This window comes from Blautia difficilis, assembly GCF_014297245.1.
Taxonomy (GTDB): domain Bacteria; phylum Bacillota; class Clostridia; order Lachnospirales; family Lachnospiraceae; genus Blautia_A; species Blautia_A difficilis.
The window spans coordinates 1-20,058 of the sequence record NZ_JACOQG010000011.1; the positions used below are offsets into that span (position 1 = coordinate 1).

At 44.5% G+C, this 20,058-nt stretch carries 16 protein-coding genes; 4 read left to right on the forward strand and 12 right to left on the reverse strand.

Going from position 1 to position 20,058, the window contains the following annotated elements:
- Positions 1 to 151 precede the first annotated feature (151 nt).
- The 7 genes from H8Z82_RS08400 to H8Z82_RS08430 all read right to left on the reverse strand — a co-directional run bounded on the left by H8Z82_RS08400 (position 152) and on the right by H8Z82_RS08430 (position 11,204).
- Positions 152 to 655, reverse strand: coding sequence for a glycosyltransferase (locus H8Z82_RS08400; RefSeq protein ID WP_186994872.1), 504 nt, complete (start codon positions 653 to 655; stop codon positions 152 to 154).
- 16 nt (positions 656 to 671) lie between these two features.
- A complete protein-coding gene (pssD, locus tag H8Z82_RS08405; protein WP_186994873.1) occupies positions 672 to 1,121 on the reverse strand; it encodes a PssD/Cps14F family polysaccharide biosynthesis glycosyltransferase in 450 nt (149 codons plus the stop codon).
- A gap of 107 nt (positions 1,122 to 1,228) precedes the next feature.
- A complete protein-coding gene (locus H8Z82_RS08410; RefSeq protein WP_186994874.1) occupies positions 1,229 to 2,680 on the reverse strand; it encodes a sugar transferase in 1,452 nt (483 codons plus the stop codon).
- A 61-nt stretch (positions 2,681 to 2,741) separates the two neighbouring features.
- On the reverse strand, positions 2,742 to 3,266 hold the full coding sequence (locus H8Z82_RS08415) for a hypothetical protein (protein ID WP_186994875.1): 525 nt from the start codon (positions 3,264 to 3,266) through the stop codon (positions 2,742 to 2,744).
- A 497-nt stretch (positions 3,267 to 3,763) separates the two neighbouring features.
- Positions 3,764 to 6,166, reverse strand: coding sequence for a leucine--tRNA ligase (leuS, locus tag H8Z82_RS08420; RefSeq protein ID WP_019161367.1), 2,403 nt, complete (start codon positions 6,164 to 6,166; stop codon positions 3,764 to 3,766).
- A gap of 130 nt (positions 6,167 to 6,296) precedes the next feature.
- Positions 6,297 to 8,951 carry a hypothetical protein gene (locus tag H8Z82_RS08425; protein ID WP_186994876.1) on the reverse strand — a complete coding sequence of 885 codons (2,655 nt, stop codon included), beginning with the start codon at positions 8,949 to 8,951 and terminating at the stop codon, positions 6,297 to 6,299.
- A gap of 162 nt (positions 8,952 to 9,113) precedes the next feature.
- Positions 9,114 to 11,204 carry an elongation factor G gene (locus tag H8Z82_RS08430; protein WP_186994877.1) on the reverse strand — a complete coding sequence of 697 codons (2,091 nt, stop codon included), beginning with the start codon at positions 11,202 to 11,204 and terminating at the stop codon, positions 9,114 to 9,116.
- Positions 11,205 to 11,631: 427 nt separating this feature from the next.
- On the opposite strand from H8Z82_RS08430, the gene H8Z82_RS08435 reads away from it, so the two are divergent.
- On the forward strand, positions 11,632 to 12,723 hold the full coding sequence (locus tag H8Z82_RS08435; protein ID WP_186994878.1) for a prephenate dehydrogenase: 1,092 nt from the start codon (positions 11,632 to 11,634) through the stop codon (positions 12,721 to 12,723).
- A 9-nt stretch (positions 12,724 to 12,732) separates the two neighbouring features.
- On the forward strand, positions 12,733 to 14,010 hold the full coding sequence (gene aroA / locus H8Z82_RS08440) for a 3-phosphoshikimate 1-carboxyvinyltransferase (RefSeq protein WP_186994879.1): 1,278 nt from the start codon (positions 12,733 to 12,735) through the stop codon (positions 14,008 to 14,010).
- A 91-nt stretch (positions 14,011 to 14,101) separates the two neighbouring features.
- Here aroA and H8Z82_RS08445 read toward each other — a convergent pair whose 3' ends face one another.
- Positions 14,102 to 14,365, reverse strand: a complete 264-nt coding sequence (locus tag H8Z82_RS08445; protein ID WP_019161362.1) for a barstar family protein — start codon at positions 14,363 to 14,365, stop codon at positions 14,102 to 14,104.
- 342 nt (positions 14,366 to 14,707) lie between these two features.
- On the opposite strand from H8Z82_RS08445, the gene H8Z82_RS08450 reads away from it, so the two are divergent.
- Positions 14,708 to 15,697 (forward strand): 2-hydroxyacid dehydrogenase, encoded by a 990-nt coding sequence (locus tag H8Z82_RS08450; protein WP_186994880.1) that lies wholly within the window; start codon positions 14,708 to 14,710, stop codon positions 15,695 to 15,697.
- A gap of 118 nt (positions 15,698 to 15,815) precedes the next feature.
- On the opposite strand, the gene H8Z82_RS08455 is transcribed toward H8Z82_RS08450, so the two are convergent.
- Positions 15,816 to 17,111 carry a CapA family protein gene (locus H8Z82_RS08455; RefSeq protein ID WP_186994881.1) on the reverse strand — a complete coding sequence of 432 codons (1,296 nt, stop codon included), beginning with the start codon at positions 17,109 to 17,111 and terminating at the stop codon, positions 15,816 to 15,818.
- A gap of 237 nt (positions 17,112 to 17,348) precedes the next feature.
- Between H8Z82_RS08455 and H8Z82_RS08460 the strand changes: the two genes are divergently transcribed.
- Complete coding sequence (locus tag H8Z82_RS08460; RefSeq protein ID WP_186994882.1) at positions 17,349 to 17,582, forward strand: hypothetical protein; 234 nt, start codon at positions 17,349 to 17,351, stop codon at positions 17,580 to 17,582.
- A gap of 100 nt (positions 17,583 to 17,682) precedes the next feature.
- On the opposite strand, the gene queA is transcribed toward H8Z82_RS08460, so the two are convergent.
- The 3 genes from queA to rimM are packed head-to-tail and all read right to left on the reverse strand — an operon-like array spanning position 17,683 to position 19,967.
- The gene (gene queA, locus H8Z82_RS08465; RefSeq protein WP_019161358.1) at positions 17,683 to 18,708 is read right to left on the reverse strand and encodes a tRNA preQ1(34) S-adenosylmethionine ribosyltransferase-isomerase QueA; all 1,026 of its coding nucleotides are present in this window, start codon (positions 18,706 to 18,708) and stop codon (positions 17,683 to 17,685) included.
- The gene (trmD, locus tag H8Z82_RS08470) at positions 18,705 to 19,463 is read right to left on the reverse strand and encodes a tRNA (guanosine(37)-N1)-methyltransferase TrmD (protein WP_186994883.1); all 759 of its coding nucleotides are present in this window, start codon (positions 19,461 to 19,463) and stop codon (positions 18,705 to 18,707) included. Before trmD ends, queA begins: the two co-directional genes overlap by 4 nt.
- On the reverse strand, positions 19,464 to 19,967 hold the full coding sequence (gene rimM / locus H8Z82_RS08475) for a ribosome maturation factor RimM (RefSeq protein WP_173742994.1): 504 nt from the start codon (positions 19,965 to 19,967) through the stop codon (positions 19,464 to 19,466).
- Positions 19,968 to 20,058 lie beyond the last annotated feature (91 nt).

Below are 20,058 nucleotides of genomic sequence, written 5' to 3' on the forward strand. Positions count from 1 at the left end.
GAATAATATAAATAAATAATACGATATCCTAAACGTGGATGTTTTCTTTGAAAATTCAGTCCAATTGGCATCTTCTATATCCTCTACTAACAAGTAATCCTTTATTACTACTCCTCAATCCAATTATACGCATAACACAACATTATTTTTTCTATTGATTTATCGAAAGTTTTTCTACAATATGTTCAAGTTCTTCATTAAACTTTTTATTATTACTTTTCATTCCATGCCCCATACCTGCAATGATCTGGTCATAGTTCATGATAATATCTCCCAGCGTCTCAATATCCTCCACCGGAATAATTGTTCCCATTCTTTTTGCCACATTTCGTGCAAATTCCACCTGATGATCGTTTACATGTTCATTAAATTGATGCTGTCGTGGCACGACAATCGGTGTTTTTCCAATCTGCAACGGCATAATGAAACTCGCAGGTCCCCCATGTGTTATTACTATACGGGCATCCTCTACGTTTTTAACCATCTGCTGATATGGAATTAATTTACTCCACTGACAATATTGAGGCTTATATGTACTAAATCCAGTCTGAATAATCACATCTTCCTGAATAATACCATTCTTTTTCAAATCATCAACTTTCTGAACCAGTCTGTTAAATGGCTGTTCATGTGTTCCCACTGTCACAAATATCATCGTTTTCTCCCCTTATTTAAAATATGCTTCCAAGGTTTATAGCTTTCGGATATACCTTTTTCTGTTCTTCCCATTGAACAATAAACTTATCAACAAGAGGATAAACCATTTTTCCAGTCATAGTTGGCTTGTCAATTCGGTCAAAGACTTCAATATAAATTAATTTTGCTCCCATTAATTTGCCAAGATAAAAAAATGGAACTGCTGGTGCCGCACCACAGGAAATAATTAAATCAGGTCTTTCGGAACGAAGAACTTTCCAGGCGATTTTTGTATTTATTATAAGTGCCTTAAGACTACGATTAGTTGGATAATAACAAGGGTACATTTTTTCACCCTCAAGTAAACTTCGAGCATCTTCTTTGTCAAATGTTATCCAAAATCGCTCCTTATCTTTCCAAAAAGGTTTAAGCATATAAAGATGAGTTAAATGACCTCCTGACGATCCAACTAAACATACTTTCATTTTTTCGCTCCTTATATTCCATCAATATTTTTTCCAAAAACACTTTTTCCTGTTGCCCTTTGCATTTGTTAATTAATATATAACTTATCTAATTTTAGCAAAAACAATCACATCGACCCATCTTTCTTCGCAACCACCATCACCGTCTTCAAAAGGATCTTAATATCTAACCCAATATCCCAGTTTTCAATATATTCTTTATCCAACCTCACAACCTCTTCGAAGTCCGTAATATCGCTTCGCCCACTGACCTGCCACATACCGGTAATTCCCGGCTTGATTGCAAGTCTCGCTTTATGCCGCGGTTCATACAGGTTGGTCTCCGAAATCAACGGCGGTCTTGTTCCCACAATGGACATATCCCCTTTCAGTACATTAAAGAACTGCGGGAATTCGTCCAGGCTTGTCCTTCTGATGAAATCGCCCACTCCTGTCTTATGCGTTCCGTCTGGAAGTACCTTATTTCCGATAACCCTGGGATCGAAATCCAGCTTGAACATTTTTCCGTCCCCTAATTTGTTATCCTTCATCAGTTCTGCTTTTCGTTCTTCTGCATCCATGTACATACTGCGAAATTTATACATTTTGAATTTTTTCCCATTCTTTCCTACACGTTCCTGGGAAAAGAAGATTGGTCCCGGAGAAGCAATATAAATAGCCGGTGCCACAAAAATAAACAGGATGGCGGTTAAGATGCATCCTACCAGTCCTCCTGCTATATCCATTAATCTTTTCAGAAAAAGCTGGCGGGATGAAGCATAATTAATGCTTGTCGTCAGTACCGTATAATTACCGATTTTTTCCACAAACTGTCTCTTGCCTGATTCACTGTTGATTTTTGCCAGATTCAGATGAACGGTCACGCCTGTCTCTGCAAACTGTTCCAGCAGCTTATCCGGGTAAGGGATTTCCTCAGGTGTGACTACCAGTACCTCATCGATCCATTCCCTGCACACATATTCTGCAGCGTTTTCCTCACTGGCTACCACCCGAATACCCGCAACCTTCTGGCCGGTCAGATCATGGTCAAGCAATACCACTCCGGAAATCATATATCTGGAGTAATTCTGTTCCTGGACATTTCGGATTACCTTGGAAGCCATCTTCTCAGTGGTTACAATAAGCAGGGAGTGGTTTCCGACTTCCTTTCTCCTGCTCTGCAGAAATCTTTTCCACAGAATTCTGGTAATATAAGCTAACAAAGTATACAGCACAAATGTCAGAATCATAGCCAGTCTGGAATACATCTGCCCCTGCTGTATGAGGAACAGATAAAGGACAGACACAGCTCCCATCACAATGCTCTGATAGGCTGTGATCAGAAATTCCCGATAATATCCTCTCTTCAGCACATTTCTCAGAGTCCCCAGCAAAAAAAGGACTGCAAGATCCGCCACTTCTATATAAATTGACATATTCCGATAAATCATGGTCTGATAGGGATTAAATCCATACCCACTTAATCCATAAGCCAGCACAAATGCCAGCTGCAGGCAAATCATATCCAACAGGATAAAATCCCAATGCTTCAGCCATCCATCCGTATCTTTTCTATACACTTTTTCATATTCTCCTTCTTATTACGTTTTCTCCTTCTTCTGAATCACATCGGACACTTTGCTAGTGTGCCGACAAGTTGATTTTTGAAAAAATCTCCAAACCTGCATATAGTGTCTGTATTCCATCTGCCATAGGCAGTTCCAGTCTGGCCAGTCTCTTATGACGGTCGATTTTGCGGATCATTTTCTCCTTTCCCCGCAGGGGTCCTTCTGTAATATAAGTCCGTCCTTCCTGTATATGTCCTCTGGACATGTGCAGATGCTGTTTTTCTCCCAGAAATCCTCTGAGAAAACTTTCCTGCTCCGGTAGAAGCTCTATGGAGTTCTCTGCAATGCTCTTGCTCATGTCTGCCGTTGGCTGCCATTGTCCCAGAAGTTCCTGCAATCTGTCCTTTTCAGCAGTCTCAATGAGAAAGGCCTGAGAAAATATTGGTTTCTGCTCCATATGCCAGGCTCCCTGATATTTCTTCATGCAATCATAGGTGGGTAAGTAAAGTCCTGTCCTTTGGCTGTCAGGAATATTTGTCTGAAGAAATTCCAGCATTTTCGCTAAATTCTGACCTTCACACTGACATAAAGACCACATGCAAATCCCCCTTCTTCCTTCCAGAAAATTTCGTGGAGTATGTTACTCTACGAAAAAAGCCTGGAAGCATTGGTTTTACGCAATGTTTCCAGGCTTTTGACGGAGAATCTGACCAGAATACTGACGGCTTAAAGAGAGGAAAATCCAGATGCAATACATCCCTCTACCCATCTTTTCCTGTCTGGCAGAAGTGAAAATATGTATAAAAAAAGGGCTCTTCCATGCCCTATATCATGCTATTTTCTCCAAAATTTGATAGAATATAACAGTATTTTCCGTGTAAGACTTGAAAATCAGGTCAGATTGAGGTATTATTTGTCTATATGTGAAGATTGAATGAAAAGAGAGCTTTCGTAGAGTAACATACTCTGCGAATTTTTTTATTTATATGACATTTTTTTCGACAAAAAGGGAGCTGCTTTTTACGGCAGCTCCCTTTTGATTCAGATATCTGGGAACCATATGGTTCCCAGATCATCAGATATTCTGTTTTTATCTTATTTCGCAACAAAGTTCACGATCTTGTTCGGCACGTAGATCTCTTTGATCAGGTTTTTGCCTTCCAGGAAGGAGGCAATTCTTTCATCTGCTTTGGCAATCTCGAAGGCTTTTTCCTTTTCGCAGCCATTAGGGATTACGATGGTGCCTCTTACCTTACCATTGACCTGTACACCGATTTCAATGGTCTTGGCGATGGTTTTGCCTTCATCGTATTCCGGCCATGGTGCTACTGCCAGCAGGCCTTCTCCACCGATGAACTCCCAGATTTCCTCACAGATATGAGGTGCAAATGGGCTGAGCAGTTTGATGAAGATAGCCAGGTCGTCCTTACTTAAGTGTCCCTCTGCTGTGATCTCGTTGATCAGGGTCATCAGACTGGCGATGGCTGTGTTGAATTTCAGATTCTCAATATCTCCGGAAACCTTTTTGATGGTGCGGTGAAGCTTCATCTCAAGCTCATCGGATACGGATTCTTCGCTGAGGATATCTGTCAGTCCTGCCACACGGTCCAGGAATTTCTTGCATCCCTTTACAGAGCTTTCGCTCCACGGAGTAGCTGCACCGTAATCACCCATGAACAGTACATAGGTACGGAGAGTATCTGCACCGTATTCCTCTACAATATCCAGCGGATCTACTACGTTGCCCTTGGATTTACTCATCTTGTCACCGTCCGGTCCCAGGATCAGTCCCTGAATGGAACGTTTTGCATATGGTTCCGGTGTGTTCACTACACCCAGATCATACAGGAAATGATGCCAGAATCTGGAATAGATCATATGTCTGGTAACATGCTCCATACCACCGTTGTACCAGTCTACAGGCATCCAGTATTTCAGTTTGTCCATATCTGCCAGTGCATTTGCATTGTGGGGATCTGTATATCTCAGGAAATACCAGGAGGATCCTGCCCACTGAGGCATGGTGTCTGTTTCTCGTTTTGCTGCAGCGCCGCATTTCGGACAGGTGCAGTTTACGAAAGAGTCAATCTTTGCAAGTGGAGACTGTCCGTCTTCCCCTGGCTCAAAGTCCTTTACATCCGGCAGACGAAGTGGAAGTTCGTTTTCCGGAACTGCTACAACACCACAGTTCGGGCAATGGATCAGCGGAATCGGCTCACCCCAGTATCTCTGGCGGTTGAATGCCCAGTCTTTCATCTTGTACTGAACACCTGCTTTACCGATGCCTTTCTTTTCCAGTTCTTCCAGCATACGCTCAATGGAATCTGCTTTGTTTGTATATCCGTTGAGGAATTCGGAGTTAACCATCTCTCCGTCCCCAGCATAGGCTTCTTTGGAAATATCTCCGCCTTTGATTACTTCAATAATATCAATGCCGAATTTCTTGGCAAAATCATAGTCACGCTGGTCATGAGCAGGTACTGCCATAATAGCGCCTGTGCCATATCCCATCATTACATAATCTGCAATATAGATCGGGATCTTCTTGCCGTTTACAGGGTTGATGCCCTCAAGTCCCTGGATCCTTACCCCTGTTTTCTCTTTTACAAGCTGGGTTCTCTCGAACTCTGTCTTCTTGGCACACTCATTACGATATGCAGTGATCTCGTCCATGTTTCCAACTTTGTCTGCATATTTATCAATGATCGGATGCTCCGGTGCGATTACCATGAAGGTAACACCGAACAGGGTGTCCGGTCTGGTTGTGTAAATCTCCAGTTTCTCATCGATTCCGTCCACATCAAAGTTGACAAAAGCTCCTTTTGATTTACCGATCCAGTGAACCTGCTGCTGTTTTACGTTCTCCGGATAGTCTACGTGATCCAGACCTTCCAGAAGCTTATCTGCATACTGGGTAATTCTTAAGTACCATACATCCTTGGACTTCTGAACTACATCGCTGTGGCAGATATCACATTTGCCGCCCTGGCTGTCCTCATTGGAAAGGACTACCTTACAGTGTGGGCAGTAGTTTACCAGTGTTCTATCACGGAATACCAGACCTTTTTCGAACATTTTCAGGAAGATCCACTGTGTCCATTTGTAGTAATCCTCGTCTGTGGTGTCAATCACACGGTTCCAGTCAAAGGAGAATCCTACTCTCTTTAACTGATTGGAGAATCTCTTAATGTTCTCATCTGTGATGATACGTGGATGTGTGCCTGTCTTTACTGCGTAGTTCTCTGTAGGAAGACCGAATGCATCAAATCCGATGGGGAAAAGTACATTGTATCCCTCCATACGACGTTTTCTGGAAATAACCTCCAGACTGGAATATGCTTTAATATGTCCTACGTGCATTCCTGCACCACTTGGATATGGAAACTCTACTAAGCCGTAGAATTTAGGTTTGTCGCTGTTGTCCTTGGCTTCAAAGACTTTGGCTTCTTCCCATTTTGCCTGCCACTTGGGCTCGATCTTTTTAAACAGGTATTTCATTTTATACTTCCTCCAACATACTATGATCACTGCCCAATAGAAGTACAGCAACCATTCATTACCTATAAAAACTCATTTTATTTTAATTCATGACAGAGCGTTTGTCAATGTAAGTCCTTCCCGATTCCTACTATTTTATTACAATTTTCCTGATCTTAGACCAGCGGGTGAAATTCTTCACATAGCCCTTTGTATAGGCGTGGCCGGTAAGGTAATAGGTTCCCGGACGTACCTTTTCAAAGGTGATGGTGCTCTTTGTCTGGTTTTTTACTACGTAGTTGTAGCTGCCTACCCCTGTATAGGCTCCTTTATCATTTTTATATACTTGTTTGGAGAGTACCCAGTCTGTTCCTGTGGCACCTTTGGGCAGCTTAAAGCTTACTGTTGTGTTTCTTGTTTTTCCCTGACCGGAGGTTTTTACTGATTTTACAGTCGGTGCCTGGGCTGCTGCCCCTGCCTTTATGGTAACCTTCTGTAAGGGTGCCCATTTGCTTAGAACCTTGGTGGTGGAAGATTCTGACTGATAAGTATAACTGTGCACGCCAATATACCAGGTGCCTGCAGGCAGTCCCTTCAGGATCAGCTGACTGCTGTCTCCGGAATATCTGGTCTGTACCTTTACATAATCTACAGGTTCCCCTTCTTTTTCGCTTCTGGCTGCAACCACATCATAGCCATCCACCTTCTGGGGATTTGTCAGTGTCAGTCTGACATCACATTTTTTCACCTGTGTTTTTGCGATTTTAGGGGTTTCAGGCGTTACTGCCTTTACTTCAATGGCCGTGCCTTCTGACCATGGGCCATATTCCGGCTGTCCTTCCACAGTTCTGTAAGCCCTGCAGTACAGAAGATAGCTGCCTGCAGGCAGATATTTCAGATTTACGGTACCCTCTGCCATTTGGGCTGCAGGTACTGTCATCCGGGCTGTATAATTCTCTTTTTCCAAATCCTCTGCTGTGGCAGCTGTCACAAGTTCATATCCTTCTGCCTCATTGGAAAAGTCCCTCAGGCTGACCTGCACATAGTTGGTGATCACCTTAACCCAATAAAGATCAAAGACCGGTCTGTTCAGTGCCTGATAAGCATCTACCTGTACCTGAATCTGCAGGGTGGTATCCATCTCTGTGTTATTTTCCCCCTCTTCCAGATCCAGATGACCGGTTACTGTGAATTTCTGAGCTTCTTTATTTTTGGGGTCATAATCACATCCGTCCACATCCCAAATGATTCCTGCCGGAAAGGTTGTTTTCTCACCATTCTTCTCCGCTCCATAGACCAGGGTCTGTGTAGGCAGGTGAAGAGCCTCTGCTGTTTTGGACACACCGTTGGTAATTCCTGTCACAGGCTCCACAGGAGCAGTCAGTCCCTGATAAGTACGGGCACCTACCCGGAAAGAGCTGTAAAGATTTTCTGTTGTCTTCTCTCCTGCTGCAGTTCTGGCAGTAACTGTGACCTGGAAGGAATGCTCTCCCACTGCCAGTCCCTTTTGAGGCAAAAGCCGCAGTTCTGTGCTCTCTCCGGGAGCCAGACGGGTATTACCGGAAAGGGTTACACTGCATCCCTGGCTGCGGTTGAAGGTCAGATCCAGATCCTTGTCGGACACATTTTTCAGCGTATAGGTTTTGGTCTCCGGCAAAGTTCTGTAGCCCCACTGCAACGTAGGAAAGGCTGCTGTGTCATTTTCTGTGATTTCCAGATTTTTCTTCTCTACAGGATTCCGCTCTCTGTTCATGGTAACATGTACCGGATATCTGCTGCCGTCATCTGCCAGGAAATCAAAGGTTTCATCAAAGGTTCCGTATTCCTCCCCTGGCAATACATAGAACTGGAGGCTTTCCCCTGGCTTCAGTAGTCTCTGCACATCCTGTTCTTCAAAATCCTCTGAATTCCTTGCGCTCTGGCCGTCAACTGTAAAATGCTCCAGGCCTGAAGCATCCACGCTGATTCTGGTTTCCTTTTTGCCGGAATTTCGCACAGAAACATATTTTTCCACACGGAATTCCGGATCATAGAAATCATCCTCTGTAAAACATATCTCCGGATGATCTACGGTCAGATCATATTCCTTCTCAGAGGAGGCTCCCAGGATCACCTTCAGGGTTACCTGGCAGGAAGCGCCCTCCTTTGTGGTAAAGGTAAGATTCTCCTCATATTTTCCTGCGGCCAGGTTTTTCTTCAGTTCTGCCTTCAGTGCCACATAGGCTCCTGTGGGGATCTCCCTATCCTCATCCCCATATGCATAGGAAAGATCAAAATACCGGCTCTCCGGAAGCTTACCCACATGGAGTGCTTCTGTGCCTGTATTCTGAAGGAAAAATTCCCGATTCATCTGCTGTCCCTCTGCATAAATTCCCAGGTCGATCTGAGAATTCTCTGAGGTCAGTCTGTATTTCTCTTCCGGCCGTTCTGCCTCAATGATCGTCAGGTCCAGATCACAGGTTGCTCTTCCTGTGTTGTTATCTGCCTGTACTGTAAAGTGAAAGTAACCATCCTTTTGAGGAACTCCGCAGAACAGGCCTGTCTGAAGCAAAGTCAGACCCGGGGGAAGCTGGCTGCCGGAAGCCAGACTCCACCTCACATCCGAATCTGCCTGCAGCTGTACCTTATATTCTTTTCCCACCTGTCCGTAATCCAGCATGGAAGTCAGGATTCCGGGAATACTCTCTGTGCCATCCCCAAAGGATTCCCCTGCAGAAAAAACATCTGCACCCCAGGCTGTGTAGGGTGTGGTGACAGTCATTGCAGCTGCCAGTATCAGGGCAGCCAGTTTTCTATTATTTTTCATACTAATTTTCCTGCTTTCTGAGATTGATATGAGTCCAGTATATCATCTATCCTGCCATTGTCAATCCGGACAGGATATTTTTACCAAAAAAAGGCAGAACTACCTCTATCTCTGAGATAGTTCTGTCTGTTTTCTTCTTAATTCATAGGTATATAAATTCTATTATTCGTCTGCTTTGTCAACCTTGCTTGCTCTGGCTTCGATCTCCTTTGCCTGGATATCAGAAGGAGCCTGCTCATAGCGTGCAAATTCATAGGAGAATTCTCCGCTTCCGCCTGTCATGGAGCGCAGGTCTGTGGAGTATCCGTAGATCTCCAGCTGAGGTACATCTGCCTCAATAATAGTATTACCCTGATGATCAGGATTCATACCCAGTACACGGCCACGGCGTTTGTTCAGGTCACCCATAACATCACCTGTATATTTATCCGGAACTGTAACCTTCATGGATACGATTGGCTCCAGAAGTACAGGGGATGCATCCATAAAGCCCTTCTTGAAGGCCAGGATCGTTGCCATCTTGAATGCCATCTCTGAGGAATCTACCGGATGATAGGATCCGTCATAAAGAGTAGCCTTCACACCAACTACAGGATATGCAGCCAGAGGTCCCTTTAATACGCATTCCTGCAGACCCTTCTCAACTGCCGGGAAGTAGTTCTTCGGCACTGCACCGCCTACAACTACCTGCTCAAATACATAAGGTGTCTCCAGATCACCGGATGGCTCAAAGCGCATCTTTACATGACCATACTGTCCATGTCCGCCGGACTGTTTCTTGTGCTTGCCTTCCACATCGGAATTCTTGCGGATAGTCTCACGGAACGGAACCTTCGGTTTGCTCAGCTCTACATCTACTTTGTAGCGCTCTTTCAGTTTATTCATTACAATATCCAGATGCTGATCGCCGATACCATAGATCAGACTCTGGCGGTTTGCACTGTCATTTACTACACGGAGGGTCTTGTCCTCACTCATCATCTTAGCCAGTGCCTGGGAGATCTTGTCCTCGTCTCCCTTCTTCACTGCCTTGAATCTCTTGCAGGTATATGGTGTGGAAATCTGTGCCTTCGGATACATGATCGGTGTAGCTTTGGTTGCAAGGCTATCGCCGGTCTGTACACTGTTTAATTTGGCAATGGCACCGATATCACCGGCATGAAGCTCAGGTACTTCGATAGGCTTGGAGCCTTCCAGTACATACAGCTTGTTCAGACGTTCTTCTTCGCCCTTCTCTACATTTAATAAGGTATCATCTGCCTTGATAACACCGGAGCATACCTTGATCAGAGAATATTTTCCAAGGAATGGATCTGCGATTGTTTTCCATACATATGCAGATTTTGTTTTTGCAAAGTCATAATTTGCCTCGAAGATCTCATTTGTCTTCACTGCAATACCATTGCAGGAACGCTTGTCCGGGCTTGGGAAATATCCACAGATATCATCCAGCAGATTGGATACGCCACGGAGATTAATAGGTGAGCCCATGCATACAGGTACAATAGCAGCTTCCTGTACATTGGTAGCCAGTGCTGCGGAAACCTCTGTCACAGAGAAGGTATCTCCCTCAAAGTAACGATCCATAAATTCCTCGCTGGTCTCAGCTACAGATTCCATAAGGATCTCATGATATTTCTCCAGGTATTCATTCAGATATTCAGGAATCGGGCATTCTTCCTTACCTGCCTTATCAATGAATCTACGTCCTGCCTGTTTTACTACATTAACATAACCTACGAATTTACCATCCTCACGGATCGGGAAATGGATAGGTGCGATCTTCTTTCCATAGAGCTCTGTCAGCTGCTCTACTACCTTACGGTAGCTGACATCATCTACGTCCATATCTGTAACGAAGATCATACGCGGAAGTTTATATTTCTCACATAATTCCCATGCCTTCTGGGTTCCCACCTGTACGCCTGCCTTGCCGGAGACTACGATCACAGCTGCGTCTGCCGCACTTACTGCTTCCTCTACCTCTCCTACAAAGTCAAAGTATCCGGGAGTATCCAGTACATTGACCTTCACCTTATCCCATGGTACCGGGATCAATGTTGTGGAAATGGAAAAATGTCTCTTTATCTCTTCTTTGTCAAAATCGCTGACAGTATTGCCGTCCTCAACTCTGCCAAGCCTGCTGGTCATTCCTGCCAGATACGCCATTGCTTCAGCCAGTGTAGTCTTGCCTGCACCCCCATGCCCTAAAAGAACTACATTTCTGATTCGGTCAGTTCTAAATACATCCATGTTGTAATACCTCCCTGTTTGTCTGATATGCGCTGCTGTTGTGGGAGCTTTTCTCTGTTTGAGCCCCGAAATAGTCAGATTGTTCATCTTTTTCATTTCTGTCTCAGCAACTATATGTCTATATATTACTAAATTTATTTGTAATTTTCAAGCATTTTATGTAATTTTAACAATATTTTTTATTGTGTTCCAAAATACTATCTGACATTTTTATCACCTGGGCTTTTTCGCCATTCAGAGAGGTTTTTGTTTACTGTATTGCTTTAAATTATTTATGTGTAAAAGTATTGCTGCTGATTGACTTTTTTTCCTATCTATCTTAAAATATATGCAGACTGTTTCTGTATAAGTCATACAGAATGACAATTGCTGCACACCCTGTGTGCGCAACTGATAAATTGCTATTTGAAAGGATGCAGAGAAACTTATGAAAACCATCGGTTTTATCGGACTTGGTCTCATCGGCGGTTCCATCGTCAAAACCATCCGGAAATACCATAGCGATTACAGGATCCTGGCTTATGATCAGGACCGGGAGACGCTTGCCTCAGCAGTAAGCTCCAATATGATCGACGCTGTATGCGAGGAACATGATGAGCGTTTTGCAGGCTGCGATTATATTTTCCTGTGTGCCCCTGTGGAATTTAATGTCCAGTATCTGGAATATTTCAAGGATCACCTGGGCCCCAATACTATTCTCACAGATGTGGGCAGTGTAAAGGGCATCATCCATAAGGAGGTAGAACGTCTGGGTATGGAATCCTGCTTTATCGGCGGACATCCCATGGCCGGCTCTGAAAAGACCGGTTTTGAATCCTCCAGCGACAGACTTCTGGAAAACGCTTATTATATCATCACACCGGGAGGAGAGATTCCTCTGGACCGTCTGACAGACTTTACAGAGCTGATTTCTTCCCTGGGTGCTATTCCAATGGTACTGACCAGTGAGGAACACGATTTTATCACTGCAGGTGTAAGCCATCTGCCTCATATCATTGCTTCTGCCCTTGTAAATCTGGTAAGCATGCTGGACAGTGACCAGGAATATATGAAGACCATCGCAGCCGGAGGTTTCCGGGATATTACCCGTATTGCCTCTTCGTCCCCTATCATGTGGGAGCAGATCTGCGTGGAAAATAATAAGAATATTTCCAATGTGCTGGATGACTATATCCGTCTTCTGATCCAGATCCGCTGCTTTGTGGATAACAAGGATTCCCAGAGCCTGTACCAGATGTTTGCAAACTCCAGGGATTACAGAGATTCCATTGATGTGGTGGACAGCGGCCTCCTGAAGAAAGCCTATGTGCTCTATCTGGATATTGCAGATGAGGCCGGAGGGATTGCCACAATCGCCACTATCCTGGCTCTGGAGAAGATCAGTATCAAGAATATCGGCATTATCCATAACCGGGAATTTGAGGAAGGTGTGTTAAAGATCGAATTCTATGACGGATCCTCCATGGAAAAGGGAGCCGCTCTCCTGAAAAAGCGAAACTATATTGTATACGAACGGTAGGTAACATAAATGGAAATCAAAAAACAGACAAGGCTGAGAGGGGAACTGACTGTACCGGGAGACAAATCCATCTCCCACCGGGCAGTTATGTTTGGCTCTCTTTCCCAGGGAACTACCAGGATCACACATTTTCTGGAGGGCGCAGACTGTCTCTCCACCATCTCCTGTTTCCGCAAAATGGGCGTAGACATTGAGCGCAATGCTTCTGAGATTCTGGTCCACGGCAAGGGTCTGCACGGTCTGAGCGCTCCCTCAGAAATTCTGGATGTGGGCAACAGCGGCACTACCACCCGGCTGATCTCCGGCATTCTGGCAGGCCAGTCTTTTACCAGCGAGTTAAACGGTGACGCCTCCATCCAGTCCCGCCCTATGAAGAGGATCATGACTCCCCTTCAGTCTATGGGGGCAGATATTGTCAGTATAAAAGGGAATGGATGTGCACCTTTGCGTATTACAGGAAAGCCTCTTCAGGCTGTTCACTACCAGTCACCGGTTGCTTCTGCCCAGGTGAAGTCCTGCGTACTTCTGGCAGGTATGTATGCAGATGGGATCACCAGTGTAACAGAGCCGGTACTTTCCAGAAATCACACAGAGATCATGTTGAATTATCTGGGGGCCAGAGTTACTTCACAGGGTACTACTGCCTCCATTGAGCCGGAACCTGTGTTAAGGGCCAGAGAAATCCAGGTACCTGGAGATATTTCCTCTGCTGCCTATTTTATTGCAGCAGGGCTTCTCACTCCCAACAGCCAGATTCTTCTTCGGAATGTAGGGATCAATCCTACCAGAGACGGAATCCTGAAGGTGTGCAGGGCTATGGGTGCAGATATCACCCTTCTGAATGTGAATGAGGAGGGAGAGCCGGTGGCAGACCTGCTGATCCGCTCCAGTCAGCTTCACGGTACAACCGTGGAGGGCTCTATTATCCCCACTCTCATCGATGAAATTCCTATGATTGCTGTAATGGCTGCTTTTGCAGAGGGTACCACTGTGATCCGCGATGCTGCAGAGCTGAAGGTAAAGGAGTCTGACCGTATTGCAGTTGTCACCGAAGGGCTTCGCCGTATGGGTGCAGATATCCAGCCAACAGAGGACGGTATGATCATCCACGGAGGCAAACCGCTCCAGGGTGCCAAGATCAATTCCTATCTGGATCACAGAATCGCCATGTCTTTTGCTGTGGCAGGAACTATCTGTGACGGAACCATGGAGATTGTAGGGGGAGACTGCGTGAATATTTCTTATCCGGAATTTTACAAGGATCTGTATTCTCTTGGAGAATGCTGATCTGCTGCAAAAAAGGATTGCTGATCCACAATGGACCGGCAATCCTTTTTTTGACTTTGTCTATGTATTTTCCTATATTTTATGTGCCTGTTTATTCGATACAGGTGATCTCCAGATAATCACTGTCATCTGCCGCATCTCCCATAACCTCAGACATACGTTCCATAGCATCCAGCAGCTCGTCATCTGTTACCCCGGACATATCCATGGTGATCTTTGTATCATCACTTACGGCTGTCAGTGCATCATAAAGGGTATTGATATTCTCTGCATCCAGACCAATCTCATCCCTCAGATATTCCAAAATCTCCTGTGCACTATCAAATTCGCTTCCATTCACATATACTTCCTGCATAATTCCCTCCACATTACGTATGATGTATCTTTTTTAAGCTACTGTTCACTCCGTTCTCAGTAACACGCTTCGCGATGCACAGAATTTATGCTAATCGCATAAATTCGCGCGGTATGTCTCGGGTTTTCTGTGACCTTCGCTCACAAAAAACACCTCGCGGGATATTACCGGTGAACAGTATCTTTTTTAATACTTGATAATTTTTATCCTGTTTCCTCTTTTCATATTGTCTGAAATAGTATATAATTATCATGTCAGGGGCAGACTTTTATTACTGTCCTGATGTTCACGGTGAGTATATCACACCATTATCTATTTTTCCAGAGAGGAGCGAATATTTTTATGAAAATTTTGTTTTACGGCACAAAAAACTACGACGAAGAATTTTTCGAAAAGCTTCTTCCCTCTTTCCCGGGAATCACAATCAAATTTACAGAAGCAAATATCCATGAGGAAACTGCTTCCCTTGCCAAGGGCTATGAAGCAATCTGTGCTTTTGTAAATGCAGACCTGGGTACTGAAATCATCGAAGAACTCCATAACCAGGGTGTTAAATTAATCCTTATGCGCTGTGCAGGCTACAACAACGTAGATCTGGAAACAGCCCACAAATATGGTATAAAGGTGCTCCGTGTCCCGGGATATTCTCCGGAGGCAGTTGCTGAGCATGCCATGGCTCTGGCTCTCACAGCCAACCGTCACACTCACAAGGCATATATCAAATGCCGCGAGAATAATTTTGCATTAAGCGGTTTGATGGGTGTAAACTTCTACGGCAAAACCGCCGGCATCATCGGAACCGGAAAAATCGGCCAGGCTATGGCAAGAATCTGCAGAGGCTTTGGCATGAAGGTTATCGCTTATGATCTTTTCCCAAATCCAAACCTGGATTGCGTGGAATATGTATCTTTGGACGAACTGCTGGCCCAGAGTGATCTGATCAGTCTTCACTGCCCTCTTACCAAGGAAACCAAGCATCTGATCAATGCAGAGACCATTGGAAAAATGAAGGATGGGGTAATCCTTGTCAATACCTCCAGAGGTGGTCTGATCCGCACAGATGACCTGATCGCAGGCATCCGCGAACATAAATTCTTTGCGGTAGGCCTGGACGTATACGAGGAGGAAACAGATTTCGTATTTGAGGATATGTCCGAAATGATCCTGCCAAGCTCTATCACCCAGAGACTGCTCTCCTTCCCAAATGTAGTTATGACTTCCCATCAGGGCTTCTTTACCAGAGAGGCACTGACCAATATTGCAGAGACTACTATGGAGAATGCCAGAGCTTACATGAACGGCGAGGAACTGAAAAACGAAGTACTGTCATAAATTTCAGAACCAGACAGAAAGATCTGTCATAAATATTCTTTGAATATCCCACAAAAAAGCTCCGTAAAGATACCTTTTCTGTATCTGTTACGGAGTTTTTTATTATGAATTTCTATTCTTATTCTGCTGTATTTTCACCCTCAGAGGAATCATCGGCTGAAGTATCTGTGCTCTTGGTTTCTGCTGTAAAGGTAGTTCCCTCAGCAGTGGAAATTTCAGCAGTTCGCTCATTAATCTTTGAGAGGATCCTGTCAGCCTCATCCCCCTCTTCCGGAGTGGGCTGATAATTGTTGTAGCCCTCATAGGCTGCAGAGGAAATGGAGCAGGGAATGATATTGGTCACATTGTCCGTCTTTACTCCATTCTGGTCAATGGTGAAGGTCTGCTGGTAGATCATGGTGTCCATATCACTGGGGGCACTGTTTCCACCGAAGCAGAAATTGCCCAGGCTGTACACAATATTTTTCCCCTTGTAGGTCTCAATCCCCTGAAGAACATGGGGATGATGTCCGCACACCAGATCTGCGCCCTCATCGATAGCCAGACGGCCCAGAGTTGTCTGATTGCTGTCAGGGCAGGTCTCTTTCTCATTTCCCCAATGGAAGATCACTACGATCAGCTGGGCGCCCTCAGCCTTTACCTTGGCAATATTATCTTTCAGCTGCTGTTCTCTCTCCAGGTGGTCCTTCAATTCATATATTCCCACCAGTCCCACTTTCACGCCTTTTACATCCATAACAGCAGTTTTATCATAGCCAAAATTTACGATTCCTGCGGCATCCAGCGCTGCAATGGTATCCTCATAGCCCTGATCACCATAATCGTGGCTGTGGTTGTTGGCTGTGGTAACTGCTTCCACAGAACCTGATGTGAGAATTGAGGTAAACTCTGCCGGGCCTTTAAAGGCAAAGGTTTTGTCCTCCCTGGCATCTGATTCTGTGAGAGTGCCCTCAAAATTGGCAATAGTCAGATCGTCAGCTGCAAAAATACTCTTTACATTCTGTAGAAAATAGGCAGCTCCATTATTTTCGTAATATGCATTTAAGCTGGTGCTGTAATCAAAGGTCTCATCTGTTCCCAGGGTACAGTCACCTACCACGCTCAACGTAAGAGTCACAGGTGCAGACATTGTAACTGTATTCTCCGCTTCTTTTGCATCTGCGCTGTCAGAAGCTGAATCCTGGGTTGCTTTCATGGAAACCACATTATCTGAGGCTGCTTTTTTTGCATGGCGGTAATTACCACATCCTCTGATTCCTGCCAGGATCAATATAAAGACAAAAACAAATATCCCAACCCCTGCTGCCAGATACAGCTTCTGGCAGGACTTCTGGTAATATCTGGATTTTCTCAGAAGCTTTCTTTTTCTTGAAGCTGCTGATCTTCCCCTTATAGGTTTCTTTTGTATAGACATATACTTTCTCTCTTTCTGTCCGGAAAGCTTTCCGGAAATTATGTATAACAGAAGCCACCCGGAAATGGGTGCAACTATTAAAAGTATATAAAGAATTCACATAATCGTCAATAAATAAGTCTTTTCATAAAGGCACATTTTTGTTATAATACTATGACAAAAGGTTACATTAATATTACAGACATCAAGGAATTTCATAAGTGAATAACGGAACCCCAAATGGAAAGGATGAAATTTATGAAGAAATTCAAATATTTTTTACTCACAGGAATGCTTCTGGCTGCAATCGGTCTGTCCGGCTGTGGCAAGAAAGCAGAGGATGATATTACAAACAAGGAGGTTTTCGAAGATGATCTGCAGCCCCTTACAGAGGATGAGCTGAACGCCATGGATGCAGATACTTCAGATGACGATATGAAAGCCATCGATGATCCGGACGATGCCGAAGACGTAGAAAACACAGATAATTAAGAATTTTTGAGCTCAAAAAATAACCAGGAAGCCTTTTGCCTCCTGGTTTCTTTCTGTTCTTTGTATGATCTCTCCACCCAACAAATGTTGGATATTTCTGTCAGATCAAAATACAGGCATCTCCAAAAGAAAAGAATCGGTATTTTTCCTGCACTGCCACTTCATAGGCATGCATGATCGTCTCTTTTCCTGCCAGTGCGGATACCAGCATAAGAAGAGTAGATTCCGGAAGGTGGAAATTAGTGATCAGTCCATCAATCATTTTGAAATGATATCCCGGATAAATAAAAATCTCTGTCCATCCGCTGCCTGCTTTCAAAATTCCATCCTCACCGGTTGCGGATTCCAAGGTTCTGCAGCTTGTGGTTCCCACGGAAATCACACGGCCACCGGCTTTCTTGGTGTCATTGATCAGTTTTGCCTGATCCTCCTCCACAATATAGAATTCTGAATGCATATGATGCTTTTCCACATCATCTACCTTTACAGGTCGGAAGGTTCCCAGGCCTACATGAAGGGTCACGTGGGCAATGTTAACCCCTTTTTCCTTTACCTTTTCCAGAAGCTCCTCTGTGAAATGCAGACCTGCAGTAGGTGCTGCGGCAGAGCCTTCGTGTTTGGCATATACGGTCTGATAACGGTTCTTGTCTTTCAGTTTATGGGTGATATAAGGAGGCAGAGGCATCTCTCCCAGCTGATCCAGGATCTCCTCAAAGATTCCCTCATAGTGGAACTGGATCAGTCTGTTGCCTTCGTCTACCACATCAATGATCTCACCCTTCAGGATTCCGTTTCCGAAAGTGATCTTTGCTCCAGGACGGGCCTTTTTACCAGGCTTGACCAGGCACTCCCAGATATCATTTTCCCGTCTCTTCAGGAGAAGGATCTCAATAAGTGCCCCTGTTTCCTCCTTATGTCCGTATAATCTGGCAGGAATTACCTTGGTATCATTGATAACCAGACAGTCACCCTTGTTCAGATAATCCAGAATATCTGTAAAATGTCTGTGCTCTATACTTCCATCCTTCAGGGAAATATGCATCAGTCTGGATGAACTTCTATCCTCCAGAGGATCCTGGGCAATCAGTTCCTGAGGAAGATCATAATAAAAATCTGCTGTTCTCATTTTGTCTGCTCCTCTTCTTCCTTCATCTGTTTCCTTAACTGGCGTACATAATTCCATTCTTTATTTGTCAGGTCTGCTTTTTTCAGCAGATCCGGCCGTCTCTGGGCAGTGCGGAGAATGGACTGCTCTCTGCGCCATTTTTCTATATTTGCATGATGTCCGGACATTAGCACCTCCGGTACCTTTTTTCCGTGCCACTCCTCCGGACGGCTGTACTGAGGGTATTCCAGAAGATTTCCGGCAAAGGATTCTGTCTCTCCGGACTCCTGGTTATTTAGTACTCCCGGTACCATTCTGGATATGGAATCCATCATTACCATAGCCGGCAGTTCCCCGCCTGTAAGTACATAATCTCCAATGGACACATAATCTGTTACAATTTCCTCCAGCACACGTTCGTCAATTCCCTCATAATGTCCGCAGAGAAAGATCAGATCCTCCTCCTCTGCCATTTCCCGGGCCATATTCTGGTTAAACACCTGTCCCTGAGGGGTCACATATACCACCCTGGGCTTCTTTGCCGTGCGGCTGGCAATAGATTCATAGGCCAGATATACCGGTTCTGCCTGCATGAGCATCCCTGCACCGCCGCCATAAGTATAATCGTCTACCTTCTGGTGCTTGTTAAAGGCAAAATCCCGGATGTTAATGGCTTCCAGAGAAAGAAGTCCTTTGGCAATGGCCCGGCCTGTGATACTGGTATTCATACCATTTTCGATCATTTCCGGAAACAGTGTTAAAACATGAAAATTCATTTAGATTAATCCTTTCATCAGATGGATGGTCATCACATTTTTCTCCACATCCACATCCAGGATGCATTCCCTGATGGCTGGAAGAAGAATCTCTTCCCCTTCTCCGTTCTCTACCACATATACATCATTGGCCCCTGTTTCCATAACATCTGTCAGGGTTCCAAAGCTGCTGCCATCCTCCAGGACTACCTTCATACCGATCAGGTCTGCAATATAGTACTCATCCTCTTCCAGATCCTGTCCCTCTTCTCTGGGAATCCACAGCTCTCTCTGTTTATACATTTCAATATCATTGATATTATCAATGCCTTTAAATTTCAGGATCACCAGATTCTTGAAAAATCTTACTTTTTCAATTTCCAGTTTTCTTTTTTCTCTGCCTGTGTCAAGGAGAACATAATCCAGCTCCGGAAAACGCTCCGGATCTGTTGTAGGATAAACCTTAACTTCTCCCCGTACACCATGTGTGGTGGTGATCACACCTACCTTTAATAAATCCTCCATCTGCTGACTCCTCTTTTATATATAATGCTGTCAGGCTACAAAGCTATCTGTCCTGACATTTATGGTAAAAACAAGGAGCTATGGCAACCAC